The organism is Oceanobacillus zhaokaii (assembly GCF_003352005.1).
GTDB lineage: Bacteria > Bacillota > Bacilli > Bacillales > Amphibacillaceae > Oceanobacillus > Oceanobacillus zhaokaii.
In genome coordinates, this window is sequence record NZ_CP024848.1 from 1,583,572 (window position 1) to 1,598,283 (window position 14,712).

Sequence of the window (14,712 nt, forward strand, 5' to 3'; positions counted from 1 at the left end):
CCTATTTCATGACATTAATATTTTATTTATTATATGTGAAACATCATTTTTTTCAAAACCGTTATAAAATGTTTCTAAATGCTTGTTGAATTGGGGTAAACGATTACTTAATATATCAAGTATCTTATTTTCCACATTAATAGAAGAATTCTTATAGTCCAAATGAAAAATCAATCCTTGTCTTTGTAAATAGTTTAAATTTATTTCTTCTTGTCCGGGTAATGCCTCATACACAAAGATAGGTAGCTTTTTCCATAGACTTTCGGTAATGGTTACTCCTCCTGGTTTGGTAATGATAGCATCTGCTTCATTGTATAAGTGATTCATTTCTTCTTTTGACTCTAGATAAGGAAGCGGTTTTATGTGTGAATGATTCAGTCGTTCAATAGATTGAAATAGATCTATGTTTTTCCCACAAAGCACCTTATAGAAAATCGAACCTGATGGATTTAAGTGATCCAAAAGCTGTTGGATTGAACCAGCCCCCATATTGCCTCCACTTATCAAAACAGTGCAGGTACATTTTTTTAATGGAGCGACCTTTAGAGTTCTAAATATTGGATGGATTGGTATCCCGGTTACAAAAATTTGCTGCTTCTGAACTCCCTGCTCTAACAGCTCATTTTTAACCTGTAAGCTTGGTACAAAATGATAATTTATTCCTTCAATCCCCCATAATTTATTTATAAAATAATCTGTGTAAACATTAATAACCTGACCCGCCCAAAGGTTCCTTTTCTTCAGACGGCTGATAATAAAAGATGGAAGAGCATGTGTACAAATAATTAGATCTGGTTCTGCTTGCTCAAGTAGATGTTGTACTTTCTTTAGAAATAAACCTTCATATAGATAAAAGTGCTTATTTATCACTCGCCCTTTTACAGCAGCTCGTTTATAAACCTCACTATATAGACCTGGAAGCTTATGAATCCATTGTAAATAAATGGCTGATATTAATGCTTCCATCTTACCGTAGCTAAACGATAAAATCTCTACTTTTTCACAATGAAAATTTCCTGACGATAGATTTAATTGATCCCGTATACTATCAGCAACATGGTGATGTCCTGAAGGTATTTGTAATAAGGGCATAAATAATATTCGATACATTATTCATTTGCCTCCTTCAGGTGATAGTTTGTGATGCTGAATATATTTCATTCTAAAAACCTATAATTACCAGTAATAGTTACACTTTGTTTAATCCAAAATATGATTGATTTCCCTATTATTTTGTAAGGAGAAAGAGATAATATGAACCTGCATGTCAAAAAAAAATGCCTTTCTATGTGGAAAAAAATTGATTCAATATATTTCCGTTTTACGCGTCTAGTTTATATTAAAAACGAATTTGGAGAAAATATCATTATTCGTGTTCGTTTAACAAAGTACAAAGGGCATAAAGTAACGTTATCAGACGGTACGATAATAAATAAAAATGATTCGCTTTTAAAAATTCATTTGCATAATGTTAAATTACTAAGAATAGTACAAGAATATGATAGTGAAGTTAGAAAAGCTCTATTTACTTATAGGAGTGTTAAAGAGTCCCTTCCGTCCATTGCCGATTATATTCAAATGCATCGTGACGAACATGAAATTAAGGGGTTGATTGGCATTACATCTTTATATAAAGGAAGTAGGAAATTAGGTTTTGAAGTCTATCCGATTCATAATTTATATTACAAATTATTTAAAAGAGTATCTTTTTTTCCAATCCATGTATTGTCCTCCATCAAATTCAATAAAGAAATGCCGCAACCTGTCTACCTATTCATGTCAAAGGAAGGATTATTAAACAAATATAAACAAGGAAGTTAATATCCATAAATTACAACTAATAATGTCCCTCATGCTCCTTTATAATTAGAGTAGAGGAGGGGAATAGATGACATATTTTATTGTTGCGATTTTCTTGATAGTAATAGGCTGCTTTTTCTATAGAGGCTATAAAAATACACATTCTGTTGTAATAAATGATATAAAAGTAGAAGAAGATCCTCAAATTGATAAGAATACACCACTTCGAATTTTGCATATTTCTGATATGCATATCGAGAATATTTCGATAACACCTGAAGCATTATATAAAGAATTAAAAGGAAAGGCTATTGATATAATTGCAATAACTGGAGATTTTCTAGATAGAAAACGAAGTATACCTCGACTTGTTCCATATTTGGAAACTTTGAATAAATTAAATCCTGTTTATGGATCTTATGCTGTATTTGGTAATCATGATTATGTATTACGAAATCCAAACTTTACTCGTTTAAAGGAATTATTAAATGAATATGGATTTAAAACGATGCAAAACGAAAATGAAAGAATAATAGTAGATGGAAAATCATTTAACATTATCGGTATAGATGATTTTAGTACAAACCGTAGTAATTTAATAAAGTCTTATGAAGGACTAGAGGAAGGGTATAATCTTGTTTTAACACATGATCCAAATATCGTACTAGAGATGTCCGGATATCATTTTGATTACTTGCTTTCTGGTCATTTTCATGGCGGGCAAATTTATTGGCCAAAACCGTATCATCTTGTAAAAATGGGAAAATTAGTTCGGATGAACATGGTCAAAGGCTTGCAAGAATACAATGGGAGACAGTTTTATATAAGTGAAGGTCTTGGCCAAACAGGAGTAAATATTCGAATCGGAAGCCGTCCAGAAATTACTTTCCATAATCTGCAATTATCACCTGAGCAAAATAATAAGCTAGCAATAAACGATACTAATATCGCTGGATAAAAATGTAAAATAAATAATTTGGCACGTTAATCAAACAGTAAGGACTGCATGAATCGACTGCAGACCTCACTGTTTTTCCATTTAGCAACAAATCATACGAAATTAGCCTTAATTATAAAGAAATAATTTAAAGTTATTATTCTCATCAATAGTAGCTAATAATATATTATCTATCTTTTGGTTATGCGTTGTTGCTAAATTATCTATTACCCATTTCTCGTCTTTACCAATTTTTTGTAATTCATTGTATTCAATCTTTCCTTCTTTAATAATTGTTTTAGGTAAGTGGAAAGGCTGCATTGGTGTCGCAAGAGTGGAATGTGTGATTGGCTGGTGCTGTGGATATAAAAAAATTGAAATCGTTCCACCTGGCTCCCATAGTGCAAGTGCTACTTTTTGAATATCTTCCGCCCTTTCTTTTCGTAACTCGGATAAAAGGAAATCAATTGATATTCTCGCTTTTTTTAAATTTTTGTAATGAATTTTGCCATATTCAATAAGAGCTATAGGTGGCGGATCAAAAATCTTTCTCAAAGTATCCCATTTTAGACTTAAGAATACTCCACAAAGGTATAACGTAACTAATACGGACATCGTAATAATCGAGCCTTCTAACCCTAATCCTTCATCGGATAAAGGATGGGAGATAATATTTCCAATTAGTATCGCTAGAACAAAATCCAAGAATCTTAATTGTGAAATCGATCGTTGTCCCATTATTTTTGCAATAAAAACTAAGAAAAAGAAGGCGATAATTGCTCTTAAAGCCCATTGAATGGCATTTAGAGACTCTTGACCACTAAAGAATTCCATCAAATTCACCCTTTGCGACTTGAAGCGATGTATATCAAGGAAGCTTTATCTAATCAATGGGGAAAAGAAAACCCCCATTGAATGAACTTTATCCTTGAACACTAGGCTTAGAGAGGTTCCGTTGATTTACCCAAATTCGATTTTGGTTCGTGTTTTCTGGAAATTTCTCTCCAGCTTCAAGCTTTATTTTTTGCGGATCATTTACCATGCTGCCTGTTTCTCCAATCTCTATATAAACACCATTATTCGGTGCTTTTTGCCCAGCACGAAACTGATTGCTGCCATGTCCTCCCATTTTCTCACTCCTTATTATTGATTACCCTTATTATGGCTTATTGATATATCGTACATAACTGGAAAAAATAGGTTCTCTCATAGTTGAACGATTAGAAATTGCATAAACCAGAAGCTAATGAAAATACTAAAAGTAGTAACGAAGGAGAACTTACATGATCAAAGACATACTAAAAAGCACCAATCACCGTGATTATCCATTACCATCTGGTCATTGGTTTATGATGCAAAAGTGGGAGCATTTGTTGTTTATCAGCTGGCCTGTTCCAATAGAAATTATGAAAGGGCTCATACCACCTGGACTGGTTCTTGATACTTTTGAAGGACAGGCATGGATTAGTGTTATTCCATTTAAAGTAAGTAAAATGCGAGTTCGAAAATTGCCATCAATCCCATTTTTACGATCTTATTTGGAATTGAATGTCCGAACTTATGTAAAGCGAAAGGGCGTCTCGGGAGTTTATTTTTTTAGCTTGGATGTAAATAATTTATTTACTGTGGTTGGTGCCAGATTGGCAACACTTCCTTATTTTCATGCGCAGATGAAACTAAGCAAAAAAGATGATGTCTATCATTTTTCTAGTACAAGTACAGGAAAAGAACAAGTGAAGTTGAAAGGGAATTATCGACCGATAGGGAAAACCTTTTATCCGAAAAAAGGAAGTCATGATTACTGGCTGCTCGAGCGGTATTTTTCGTGGACGTTTAAGGGTGGCATGCTGTATAGGAGTGATCTTCATCATAAGCAGTGGGAGATTCAGCATGTAAAAATTAAGTTGGAAGAACTGGCCTTGCCAATGGTTCCTAATGCACTGTTTGGAGAAGAAGCGGTTCTGCATTATGCCCGAGAGAAAGTTGCTTTAAATTGGATGATAAAGAAGGAAAAGTAATGGGAATGTAATCAAATAAATATTAGACGATTAATGATATAATAGTGTCATAATGTGTACGGAAAGGAGCTGCGCATTGAATATAAAGCTGAATCAAAAAATCATTCAAGATCGATGTGGCATCGTCTCCTTTAAAAGAGGAGACGCTTTTTATCGTAATGATAAAGTAACAATCGAAAATTTTAATTCTGAAAGATGTGAAGCTAATGTCACTAGTAAAGAAGTTTTCCAAGTGACAATTGAGCAAGATAACAACCAACGTTTTATTGCATCCTGTAGCTGTCCCAAATTATCATCCTATAATATGGATTGCCAGCATATTGCTGCCGTATTAATAGCGATTCATGAACAGCGGCGTGGGGTCGACTCTAAAAGGAACCACCAGCTAGACCTTGTAAACAACACCGATAAAAATATGGAATTGGCAGATGGATTACTGACACTTATCGATGACCAACCCCTTCGAAAAAGTGGCCACCAACTCCATTTTGAAAACAGAGAATTAATTGGAGTAACGTTTTTATGTAACGTATTCACTAAAGATGATGCCAGCCAGCACATTGGAATTAAAATAATTATCAATTCAGTTACTTTAAGTGATATACACAATTTTCTGATGCAAGTGAAAAAAGGGGAAGCATCAAAAATTTCTCCTTCTTTTATATTTGACCCAACACTACACTGCTTTTCACAACAAAATGATGCAGTTATTAACCAGCTTATTCAACTTATGGATGATGAAAAATTGTTTGCAGATCAACAAACTGAATATAACCGAAATCGAGAAATGCAAAGAATTCCACCATCATCATGGGGAAGGCTTGCCCCCTTACTTACGAAAGTGCCATCTGTAAAGCTTTCGTACAACGATGATATTGTAGGAAGACTGTCAATCGTAGAAAAACAACTTCCACTCCAATTTGAATTTGCAGATACAGAGAAAGGGTACGAACTTAAAATCGAAGGTCTCGACAAGCTATTCTTATTAAAAGATTATCAGCTTGTTCTTCATGATGGAGAGTTAATTTCTTTAAAGATGCAGAAGGTAAATCAACTATTGGAACTGAAGCAAATGCTAGATGCATCAAAAACCAATCAAATTTTTATTTCAGAGGAATATATTGATGCTTTTTTGGACAAAGGGCTACAGGGATTAAAGAAACTCGGAAATGTCCATTTAACGAAACGCCTCGCAGCACAATTTTCCCAAACGCCACTAATCGCCAAACTATATTTAGATCGATTAAGGAATCGTCTGCTCGCAGGGCTTGAATTCCATTATGGAAATGTAGTGATTAATCCATTAGAGGAACAAGATGGTCCAGGGAGTACAATGGTGATAAGAGATATAGAGCGGGAAGAAATAATTCTCCTAATTATGGATGATAGTGCATTCACTAAAACCGATGAAGGGTATTTTTTTCATAATGAAGATTTAGAATATGAATTTTTATATCATGTCGTTCCGAAATTGCAGGATCTAGTGCAAATCTATGCAACTACCGCAGTTAGAAATCGAATTGCTAGAGTTAATAAAAGCCCTAAAATCAGGGTGAAGCTTAAAAAAGACCGTATAAATTGGCTGGAATTTAAATTTGATATGGATGGTATCCCAGAAAAGGAAATACCGGAACTATTGTCAGCACTTGAAGAAAAACGTAAATATTATCGATTGCGAAATGGATCACTTCTATCATTGGAAACTAGAGAATTTGAAGAAATTCAGCGTTTTCTTCAGGCGGCTCCAGCACAGGAAATTGATTTGGAGAGCGGATTGAACTTACCGCTTGTCAATGGAATCAGGTTGCTTGATTCAGTTAATGATCGAACAACCTTCGAGATTGAAGAATCCTTTCGTCAGTTCCTGGATAACATTCTAGACCCGGATAACGATACGATTGAGGTACCAAGAAGTTTAGACTTGATACTGCGGAACTATCAAAAACAAGGATACAGATGGATGAAGACTCTCGCAGAATACGGATTTGGTGGAATTCTTGCTGATGATATGGGACTTGGAAAGACAATCCAGAGTATTACATTTGTTCTTTCCGTACTCCATGAACTGCGGAAAAGAGAGCAGCAAGTTCTCATTATTTCTCCTTCTTCTGTTACGTATAATTGGTTAAATGAATTTATGAAATTTGCTCCCGAAATAGAAGCATTAATCATAGATGGAAATAAGACTGAAAGAAGCAGCCTTCAAAAAAATGCGCACGGAATTGATGTGCTAATTACATCCTATCCTTTACTTAGAAGTGATATCGACTGGTATAATCAGCATGCATTTCATACAGTGATTTTTGACGAGGCACAGTCATTTAAGAATCCTTTCACACAAACTGCTAGAGCAGTGAAGAAGCTAGAAGCGGATCATTATTTCGCACTTACTGGAACACCAATAGAAAATTCGCTGGAAGAACTTTGGTCAATTTATCATGTTGTTTTTCCTGAATTATTCGGTGGACTGAAGGATTTTAGTAATCTGACAAGGAAACAAGTGTCCAGAAGAATTCGACCGTTTTTACTTCGCCGAATGAAAGAGGATGTCATAAAAGAGCTCCCTGAAAAACTGGAGCAGATTGAATCGGTGGAACTGCTGCCGGAACAGAAGAAACTCTATGCTGCTTACCTCGCCAAATTAAGACATGACACGTTTAAACACTTGGATAAGGGTACTTTTAGAAAGAATAAAATTAGGATATTAGCGGGATTAACCAGATTACGGCAAATTTGCTGTCACCCTGCACTTTTCGTAGAAGGTTATAAAGGGGACTCAGCAAAATTTAAGCAGTTGATGCATATTATTGAGGAATCCAGATTATCTGGCAGAAGGGTACTAATTTTTTCTCAGTTTACAAAAATGCTTGATATAATTGGTCGAGCGTTAGTAAATCAAGCCCTCCCGTATTTCTACCTTGATGGCCAAACCCCATCTAAAGAAAGGGTTGAGCTCTGTGATAAGTTCAATAATGGAGAACGCGATTTATTTTTAATTTCTTTAAAAGCAGGTGGCACAGGTCTAAATTTGACTGGTGCTGATACTGTAATCTTATACGATCTTTGGTGGAATCCTGCTGTGGAAGAGCAGGCTGCTGATCGCGCACATCGAATGGGGCAGGAGCGAGTAGTGGAAGTGATTAAGCTTGTTACTCGTGGAACGATTGAGGAAAAAATGAATGAATTACAGGATAAGAAGAAGAAAATGATTGATGAAATTATAGATACAGAAGAGAAGGGGACATTTGGAATTACGGAAGATGATATTCGAGAGATATTGAAAATATAGCTTCTATGTAGTCGATAATAATTTTAGAGAAAACAGCCAAAGTAATGGAATCATTACTTTGGCTGTTTTAAGTAATCATGCATACTGTGGGAATATATTTTCGCCGCATGATGCTTAAAAACTTCTTTTCGGGACAATCTAAAGGGAAACAATTAAAGGGAGAAGTTAATAGTGAATAATGATATGGATCATGAAAAATTTACGGTTGCTGGTACAAATATCGACGCAGTAAAAAAGAAAAATGAGCAATCAGGCATGTCCTATAATGAAGTGAAGGAATGGATTGCTAAAACAACTGGGGGACATGGTACTGGAATTTACAGCGACACAAATATCGAAGAAGTTAAAAGGGATATTCAACAGTCGAGGCTAGAATAAAAGGGGGATAGAATCTGATGAAAAAAGACTTTGAAAAAATATTTAATGAATACCGGAATCAAAGTGAACAACAATCTAGTGTGGAAGCAAGACAAGAACTGTTAAACGGACAAGAAGAAATAATTGCAGTGAGAAAAAATGATTCTGGGGATATGATTGCATTCAAAACGAATACTGGTCGTGAACTGGATTATATAACTGCCCTAGAAGAAGCAAAGGCCGGTAATATTGCCCATATTGATGTATTTCATAAGTATGGAAGAGACATTATTCGCAGTGAACCAGATGGGGTTAAAGAAAATAATTTAAGTAATCTCCCTTTATTCTAATTAGTAGGCTAAATCGTATCATTTGTTACTGCAGATAAACTGTGAACTACATTAGGAAATGAGTGTTCACTGGCTGGCTGCTCCGGTAATACACTTCACGTTAAAATGTATAACGGATGGTTTTCAATGAAAACCATCCGTTTGATTATTCATAGGCTATTATTTATATTGTTTTCATTCTGCTGTTGAGTGTTGTTGGAACCAAGTGTGTTTGTAAGTTGTTGCATATTCTCATTATTTACCATGTTTTGTAAAGGTTTTGTAAATTGTTGAACAGCTGGATTGTTTATCGTATTAGATAATTGGCCAGGCAAACGTTGAAATGTTCCATTTTGAACACCTCTAGTAATACCATAAATAGCTGCACCTGCAGCAGCTGTAGTAATTAACGCTGTCATTATACCTTGACGATTGTTCATTTTAATATCACCCTTTTAATTTTGTTGTGATCTATCGTTCCTATCTATGTGGAACATTGTTAGTTTATAGAAACACATGTAATTTATACTGATTTTAATTTTCCATTTTCTTTCTGCAGAAGGTAATATTAATTTCGTGGAATTGCATAATTAGATTTGTCGATAGGTTCTCAAATGGTTAAAGAGATTTGATATATTGAATGGATTTAATTACTAAAGAGATGTATTATTTCGACTTAGTCTTATTCATTCTTTATTTTGATAATATTCATGAAGCCATCATATTAACAATGAAGGCTTCGTGAATATCAATTATTGATTTGTTCCATCCATTTCATTTTCATCTTGCTGCATTTGTTCAGAAGGTTCTTCGGATGGGTCTGGTTCCTGTTCATCTTGTACTGTACCACATCCAAACAATACCCCGGTAGAAAGGATTGCAGTAATCATACCTAAAGTTAATTTTCGAAGTTTCATCGCTATCACCTCACTTAAGATATCCTTATGCCATCTTATTTGTTTCCTATTTCTTGAATCTTATCCTAAGAGAGCATTAAAAAGAGCTGTTAAATGATCTATAAAGTAGAACTTACACAATTTAATTGATAATTTCTATCTATTTACAATTAAGATTAAGTAAAAATAAAAAAAGAATCGTTTTCACTATTATGTGAATAACGATTCTTATGTTTAGTCCTGTACATCTGATCTTTTTTATTTTTAGTCTTTCTTGTACGTAAATTAAGCCGTGAAAATGGACTACGATTAATTTCTGGATTTATTCTACCTTCACGTATTAATTTTCGACGCTTCTTATTGGCTTTAGAATATGCCATGATTATCACACTCCTCTTATATTTGCTTCTATTATACATTGTTTAGATAAAAATACTAGATTCATTTGTTACCGTATTGTTACACCTTGAAACATAACTGTAATCCCTTTAACATAGTAACGTCATTTTAGAATGCTATACTTCGACTTAGGAAAATACATCCAATAGAGAGAAAAGATGGTATGATGCTAAAAAGAAAGCAGGGGGAAAATTGAAAAAGAAATTAGTTGCAATTACCTTAGCTACAATAATTGCTCTTGGACTTCCAGTAAGCAATTATAGTTATGCAGAATCCACTAATGATTTAGAAGCAATACAAGATCAACGTAAGGAAATTAAAGAAAATCTTTCTGATGCAGAAGGTCAAATAGCTAGTGTAGTGGTTGAAATTGAGGAATTGAATAATCAAATAGAACAAGTTAATCAAAAATTAATAGAGAATCAAGACCTAATGAAAAATACTGAGCAAGATATCACAGGAACAATTGGTGAAATCGAAACATTACAGGCTGAGAAGCAAGAATTAGAGATTTCAATCGAAAAGCGCTATGAAATCTTAAAAAATAGAGTATCATCTTATCAGAAATCTGGTGGCTCTATTTCGTTTCTAGAAGTTATCTTTGGTTCTCAAAACTTTGGTGATTTTCTGAGCCGTGTCTCTTCAGTAAATAAAATAGCAGAATCTGATGCAATTTTAATGGAAGAACTGGACATAGACATTAAGAAAGTAGAAGAAAATCAAAAACTCTCGCTAGAAAAATTAGATAAATTAAACGCTTTGAAATTGGAGCAAGAAGAAGCACAATTAGCAATTAATGAACAAAAACAGCAAAATGAAGCAAGTAAGAAAGAACTGGAAAACAAACAACAAGAATTAGTTGCTTTAGTTGGAGATTTACAAGACAAGGATTCGAATCTCACTGCACTTGAAGCAGAAACAAAGGAAAAAATTGCAGAAGCGGCTCGAGCTGCAGCACAAGCTGCTAAGGAAAAAGAACAAACAGCGAAACCAGCAGTAAAAGTAGCAGCAACAACAACAAGCTCCGAATCAAAAAGTAGCGAAGTAAAAGCTAGTACTAAAAAAAGCACGGATACTAAGCAACAATCTAATACAGCAGTAAAACAGGAACAAGAAAAACAAGTACAAGAAAAACAAGTACAAGAAAAACAAGTACAAGAAAAACAGGAACCTGTTGAAAAGTCGACAGAAAAAACACTAATGATGTCATCAACAGCATATACAATTGAAAGTTCTGGTGGATCTGGAGTTACATCAACTGGTATTGATTTGAGAAAAAATCCAAATGCAAAAGTTATTGCGGTAGATCCAAGTGTCATTCCATTAGGTTCTGTTGTCCATGTTGAAGGATATGGCTATGCAATTGCAGGCGATATTGGTGGAGCGATTAAAGGGAATAAGATTGACGTTTATGTTCCAACCCAAAAAGCTGCATTGAACTGGGGAAGAAGAACAGTAAAAGTAACAATTACGAATTAAATTAGTAATAGCAGGGGAGCAAAGAGAAATTAATTGCTCACCTGTTTTTTTATTTATGGGGCAATCTCTCTGCATAGTCTATGTTTAAAAGTAACAATATCGTATAATAAAGAGAGTTTTATAAAAAGTAATTTCGAGAAGGTATATTTCCTTCGATCACAAATGAAGGCTAATCTAGTAGATAAAAGGAGGAAAAAAGCATGAGCGCATCTTTAGTATATGAACTACGTAAGCCAACTGAAATAGAAGAGGGCAAAAGCTATCCAGCATTATATTTAATCCACGGAATGGGCAGTAATGAGCAGGATCTTTTACAATTAGTTCAAGGATTAGAGGAGACTTATTTTATTTTTAGCGTCAGAGGGCCAATTGTACAACCACCAGGATATGCCTTTTTTACGATGGAGGAATTTGGAAAACCCCATCGCGATGTTTTTGACCAGGCAACAACAAAGCTTACAGCATTTATCGATTACAGCTGTGAAGAATATCCAATTGATCAAAAGCAGCTTTATCTAATGGGATTCAGTCAAGGAGCAATTCTTTCTATGAGCCTGGGACTGATACTTGACAATAAAATTAAAGGAATAGCTGCCCTTAGTGGCTATATACCTGATTTCATAAAACAGGAGAATGATAATAAAGATCTTCAGGGTCTATCAATCTTTATATCCCATGGTGAACAGGATCCTGTCTTGCCATTTGATTGGGCTCCACCAAGTGAACAATTCTTTAAGAAAAATGGAGCAGATGTGGAGTTTAAGCAATATGATACAGGACACACGGTTTCTCAGCAGAATTATCAAGATTTGAGAGCATGGTTTAATCGTCTACGCTAATATAGGATAGCGAAAGAGCACTGTAAGGAAAAAGATTACAGTGCTCTTTTGTTATAATTTAGAGTGCGGTACTACTTCGCCCATTCCTCTACATTCCATACTTTCGTTACCCAATCTTCATAAAATTCCGGCTCATGGCAGACTAACACAATGGTACCTTTATATTCTTTTAACGCTCGCTTTAATTCTTCTTTCGCTACGACATCTAAATGATTTGTTGGTTCATCGAATAAAAGCCAGTTGCTTTCATTGAGCATTAATTTACATATTCTAACTTTTGATTGCTCCCCACCACTTAATTGTTTCATTGGTCGTGAAATATGCTCATTTTTCAAACCAACTTTAGCTAGAATTCCACGTACTTGTGCTTGATTTAAATGTGGGAAGGCATTCCAAACCTCATCAATGGGTGTAGTATTTGGTGCCTGCACTTCTTGCTCATAGTAAGAAGGATAAATGAAATCACCTAGGACACGTTTTCCACTAATAGGCTCAATTACTCCAAGTATTGTTTTCAAAAGGGTAGATTTTCCAACACCATTACTACCCACAATCGCAATTCGGTCGCCGCGTTCGATTGTAGTCGTTAGCTTCGGAAATAGTTGACGATCATAGCCGATTTCAAGTTCCTCAGCTTCAAATACAAATCGACTGCTGCTGCGAGATTCTTTAAATTGAAATGTCGGCTTCATCGCTGTTTCTGGTCTGTCGATTCTTTCCATTCGCTCTAATTGCTTCTGACGACTTTTCGCTCGTCCAGTTGTTGAATATCGCGCCTTATTTTTTGCTATGAAATCTTCTTGTTTCTTAATATATTCCTGTTGCTTTTCATATGCATTGATATGCTGATTTTTATTAATTTCTGCAAGCTCAAGAAATTTCTCATAAGTAGCTGTATAGCGAGTGAGCTTAGAAAATTCAAGATGGAAAATGACGTCTACAACACCATTCATAAATCCCGTATCATGAGAAATTAGTAAAAAGGCATGTGGATATTCCTTTAAATAGTTGCTTAGCCACTGAATATGTTCCACATCTAAATAGTTCGTCGGTTCATCTAGAAGGAGCACCTCAGGCTGTTCCAAAAGAAGTTTTGCAAGCAGCACCTTTGTACGCTGTCCGCCACTTAGCGCGGATACATCCTTATCAAGTCCGATTGCATCAATTCCGAGGCCATGAGCCGCTTCTTCAATTTTAATATCTAACGTATAAAATCCGCCGGCCTCGAGTTTATCTTGAATAATCCCCATTTGTTCAAGCAACTCTTCCAATTCTTCAGATGTTGCTGATCCCATTTTTTCGGTTACTTCATTAAGCAGCTTTTCTTGCTCAAATAGGGGAAGAAATGCGTCACGAAGCACATCACGAATCGTTTTTCCTTTTGTTAGTACAGTATGCTGATCCAGGTAACCATAATTGGTGCCTGGTGTCCACTGAACTTGACCAGTATCATGGATCAATTGCCCTGTAATAATATTCATCATAGTGGATTTGCCAACACCATTTGCACCAACTAACCCAACATGTTCACCAGCAACAAGCCGGAATGATACATCTTTAAATAAAGTCCGGTCACCGAAGCTGTGACCTAGCTTATCAATTGTAAGTAAACTCATTTTTATAAAACCTCCATGAAAAGTAAAGCATAACCAAATAATAATTAATCCTAAAGTTCATTGTTTATGGATTACTATGCCTTTCAACAATCAATTCTATCTGGAATCGTTCTTTTATTATTAATACCAACATTTTATTATAGTAGAATTTAAGGTAACTTACCATAGTAGAGTTAATGAATTTATTTGCAATCCGCATTAAGTCACAATATATTAAGAAAAATCGGGAAGGCCGATTTCCCCTAAAACCATATTTAGCTTCTTTTGCTTCGCGAATTTTTGTATATGTTTCCGACAAAATAACCGTTTATTCAACTAAACCGTTGGTACGGAACGCACAATCCCAGCGTAGTTTATTTCTGGAGTGACAGCCAAGGCAGCAAATATCATCTAAAGTTATGTCGTACTTTATCTAAATAGTAACTATACGAAATGAGCTATATAAAAACAGTAAACAATAGGAAATATACGTAAATAAGAAAATAGTACTTGGACATAATAATCGGGAAGTTTTTCTACATCGATATAGTATTGGAGGGTTGTTAAGTGTCGGAAGAAAATAAAAATCGCAATAAAGATAAGGGCAGACAGAAGAACCATGGAATAAAATATGATACAAGTCCGAAGCGAGATGTTGAAATTGCAAGTGAGAGTGAGTTCCTGAATTTAGATAATAAGAAGAATAAACGTAAACGATAAGATGGAGCCCCAATTATTGGGGCTTCACTTCATTAGATAAAAAATATTTTCTTA

The 14,712-nt window shown here is 34.9% G+C and carries 16 protein-coding genes; 9 read left to right on the forward strand and 7 right to left on the reverse strand.

The genetic code is table 11. The features are described from left to right. Positions 1 to 6: 6 nt before the first annotated feature. Positions 7 to 1,110 (reverse strand): MGDG synthase family glycosyltransferase, encoded by a 1,104-nt coding sequence (locus tag CUC15_RS08045; protein ID WP_114916160.1) that lies wholly within the window; start codon positions 1,108 to 1,110, stop codon positions 7 to 9. Positions 1,111 to 1,254: 144 nt separating this feature from the next. Between CUC15_RS08045 and CUC15_RS08050 the strand changes: the two genes are divergently transcribed. Both CUC15_RS08050 and CUC15_RS08055 read left to right on the forward strand, forming a co-directional pair. After that, a complete protein-coding gene (locus CUC15_RS08050) occupies positions 1,255 to 1,821 on the forward strand; it encodes a YkoP family protein (protein ID WP_114916161.1) in 567 nt (188 codons plus the stop codon). A 67-nt stretch (positions 1,822 to 1,888) separates the two neighbouring features. Beyond that, a complete protein-coding gene (locus tag CUC15_RS08055) occupies positions 1,889 to 2,758 on the forward strand; it encodes a metallophosphoesterase (RefSeq protein ID WP_114916162.1) in 870 nt (289 codons plus the stop codon). Between the two features lie 108 nt (positions 2,759 to 2,866). On the opposite strand, the gene CUC15_RS08060 is transcribed toward CUC15_RS08055, so the two are convergent. Further along, positions 2,867 to 3,571: a DUF421 domain-containing protein gene (locus CUC15_RS08060; protein ID WP_114916163.1), complete on the reverse strand. Its 705-nt coding sequence runs from the start codon at positions 3,569 to 3,571 to the stop codon at positions 2,867 to 2,869. Positions 3,572 to 3,659: 88 nt separating this feature from the next. After that, positions 3,660 to 3,866 carry a YjzC family protein gene (locus tag CUC15_RS08065; protein WP_114916164.1) on the reverse strand — a complete coding sequence of 69 codons (207 nt, stop codon included), beginning with the start codon at positions 3,864 to 3,866 and terminating at the stop codon, positions 3,660 to 3,662. 154 nt (positions 3,867 to 4,020) lie between these two features. On the opposite strand from CUC15_RS08065, the gene CUC15_RS08070 reads away from it, so the two are divergent. From CUC15_RS08070 to CUC15_RS08085, 4 genes are all read left to right on the forward strand, one after another. After that, complete coding sequence (locus CUC15_RS08070; RefSeq protein ID WP_114916165.1) at positions 4,021 to 4,755, forward strand: YqjF family protein; 735 nt, start codon at positions 4,021 to 4,023, stop codon at positions 4,753 to 4,755. Positions 4,756 to 4,831: 76 nt separating this feature from the next. After that, positions 4,832 to 8,044: a DEAD/DEAH box helicase gene (locus CUC15_RS08075; protein ID WP_114916166.1), complete on the forward strand. Its 3,213-nt coding sequence runs from the start codon at positions 4,832 to 4,834 to the stop codon at positions 8,042 to 8,044. 183 nt (positions 8,045 to 8,227) lie between these two features. Next, complete coding sequence (locus CUC15_RS08080) at positions 8,228 to 8,422, forward strand: gamma-type small acid-soluble spore protein (protein ID WP_114918412.1); 195 nt, start codon at positions 8,228 to 8,230, stop codon at positions 8,420 to 8,422. A 14-nt stretch (positions 8,423 to 8,436) separates the two neighbouring features. Beyond that, positions 8,437 to 8,751: a DUF3892 domain-containing protein gene (locus tag CUC15_RS08085; RefSeq protein ID WP_114916167.1), complete on the forward strand. Its 315-nt coding sequence runs from the start codon at positions 8,437 to 8,439 to the stop codon at positions 8,749 to 8,751. 149 nt (positions 8,752 to 8,900) lie between these two features. Here CUC15_RS08085 and CUC15_RS08090 read toward each other — a convergent pair whose 3' ends face one another. The 3 genes from CUC15_RS08090 to CUC15_RS20445 all read right to left on the reverse strand — a co-directional run bounded on the left by CUC15_RS08090 (position 8,901) and on the right by CUC15_RS20445 (position 10,006). Then, positions 8,901 to 9,170, reverse strand: a complete 270-nt coding sequence (locus CUC15_RS08090) for a hypothetical protein (protein ID WP_114916168.1) — start codon at positions 9,168 to 9,170, stop codon at positions 8,901 to 8,903. 312 nt (positions 9,171 to 9,482) lie between these two features. Beyond that, complete coding sequence (locus CUC15_RS20255; RefSeq protein WP_205317672.1) at positions 9,483 to 9,647, reverse strand: hypothetical protein; 165 nt, start codon at positions 9,645 to 9,647, stop codon at positions 9,483 to 9,485. Between the two features lie 155 nt (positions 9,648 to 9,802). Then, complete coding sequence (locus CUC15_RS20445; protein ID WP_114916169.1) at positions 9,803 to 10,006, reverse strand: hypothetical protein; 204 nt, start codon at positions 10,004 to 10,006, stop codon at positions 9,803 to 9,805. Between the two features lie 211 nt (positions 10,007 to 10,217). Between CUC15_RS20445 and CUC15_RS08100 the strand changes: the two genes are divergently transcribed. Both CUC15_RS08100 and CUC15_RS08105 read left to right on the forward strand, forming a co-directional pair. Continuing rightward, complete coding sequence (locus tag CUC15_RS08100) at positions 10,218 to 11,504, forward strand: 3D domain-containing protein (RefSeq protein ID WP_114916170.1); 1,287 nt, start codon at positions 10,218 to 10,220, stop codon at positions 11,502 to 11,504. A gap of 200 nt (positions 11,505 to 11,704) precedes the next feature. Beyond that, positions 11,705 to 12,343 (forward strand): alpha/beta hydrolase, encoded by a 639-nt coding sequence (locus CUC15_RS08105; RefSeq protein ID WP_114916171.1) that lies wholly within the window; start codon positions 11,705 to 11,707, stop codon positions 12,341 to 12,343. Between the two features lie 71 nt (positions 12,344 to 12,414). On the opposite strand, the gene CUC15_RS08110 is transcribed toward CUC15_RS08105, so the two are convergent. Continuing rightward, on the reverse strand, positions 12,415 to 13,959 hold the full coding sequence (locus tag CUC15_RS08110; protein ID WP_114916172.1) for an ABC-F family ATP-binding cassette domain-containing protein: 1,545 nt from the start codon (positions 13,957 to 13,959) through the stop codon (positions 12,415 to 12,417). A 546-nt stretch (positions 13,960 to 14,505) separates the two neighbouring features. Between CUC15_RS08110 and CUC15_RS20260 the strand changes: the two genes are divergently transcribed. After that, positions 14,506 to 14,658 carry a hypothetical protein gene (locus tag CUC15_RS20260; RefSeq protein WP_205317673.1) on the forward strand — a complete coding sequence of 51 codons (153 nt, stop codon included), beginning with the start codon at positions 14,506 to 14,508 and terminating at the stop codon, positions 14,656 to 14,658. The last annotated feature ends 54 nt before the right edge of the window (positions 14,659 to 14,712 follow it).

Bases quoted from the DNA above. Each gene is read 5' to 3' on its own strand.
- CUC15_RS08070 (WP_114916165.1), top strand. From the start codon at position 4,021: ATGATCAAAGACATACTAAAAAGCACCAATCACCGTGATTATCCATTA.
- CUC15_RS08060 (WP_114916163.1), bottom strand. From the start codon at position 3,571: ATGGAATTCTTTAGTGGTCAAGAGTCTCTAAATGCCATTCAATGGGCT.
- CUC15_RS08065 (WP_114916164.1), bottom strand. From the start codon at position 3,866: ATGGGAGGACATGGCAGCAATCAGTTTCGTGCTGGGCAAAAAGCACCG.
- CUC15_RS08045 (WP_114916160.1), bottom strand. From the start codon at position 1,110: ATGTATCGAATATTATTTATGCCCTTATTACAAATACCTTCAGGACAT.
- CUC15_RS08080 (WP_114918412.1), top strand. From the start codon at position 8,228: ATGGATCATGAAAAATTTACGGTTGCTGGTACAAATATCGACGCAGTA.
- CUC15_RS08090 (WP_114916168.1), bottom strand. From the start codon at position 9,170: ATGAACAATCGTCAAGGTATAATGACAGCGTTAATTACTACAGCTGCT.
- CUC15_RS20255 (WP_205317672.1), bottom strand. From the start codon at position 9,647: ATGAAACTTCGAAAATTAACTTTAGGTATGATTACTGCAATCCTTTCT.
- CUC15_RS08110 (WP_114916172.1), bottom strand. From the start codon at position 13,959: ATGAGTTTACTTACAATTGATAAGCTAGGTCACAGCTTCGGTGACCGG.
- CUC15_RS20445 (WP_114916169.1), bottom strand. From the start codon at position 10,006: ATGGCATATTCTAAAGCCAATAAGAAGCGTCGAAAATTAATACGTGAA.
- CUC15_RS08055 (WP_114916162.1), top strand. From the start codon at position 1,889: ATGACATATTTTATTGTTGCGATTTTCTTGATAGTAATAGGCTGCTTT.
- CUC15_RS08105 (WP_114916171.1), top strand. From the start codon at position 11,705: ATGAGCGCATCTTTAGTATATGAACTACGTAAGCCAACTGAAATAGAA.
- CUC15_RS08050 (WP_114916161.1), top strand. From the start codon at position 1,255: ATGAACCTGCATGTCAAAAAAAAATGCCTTTCTATGTGGAAAAAAATT.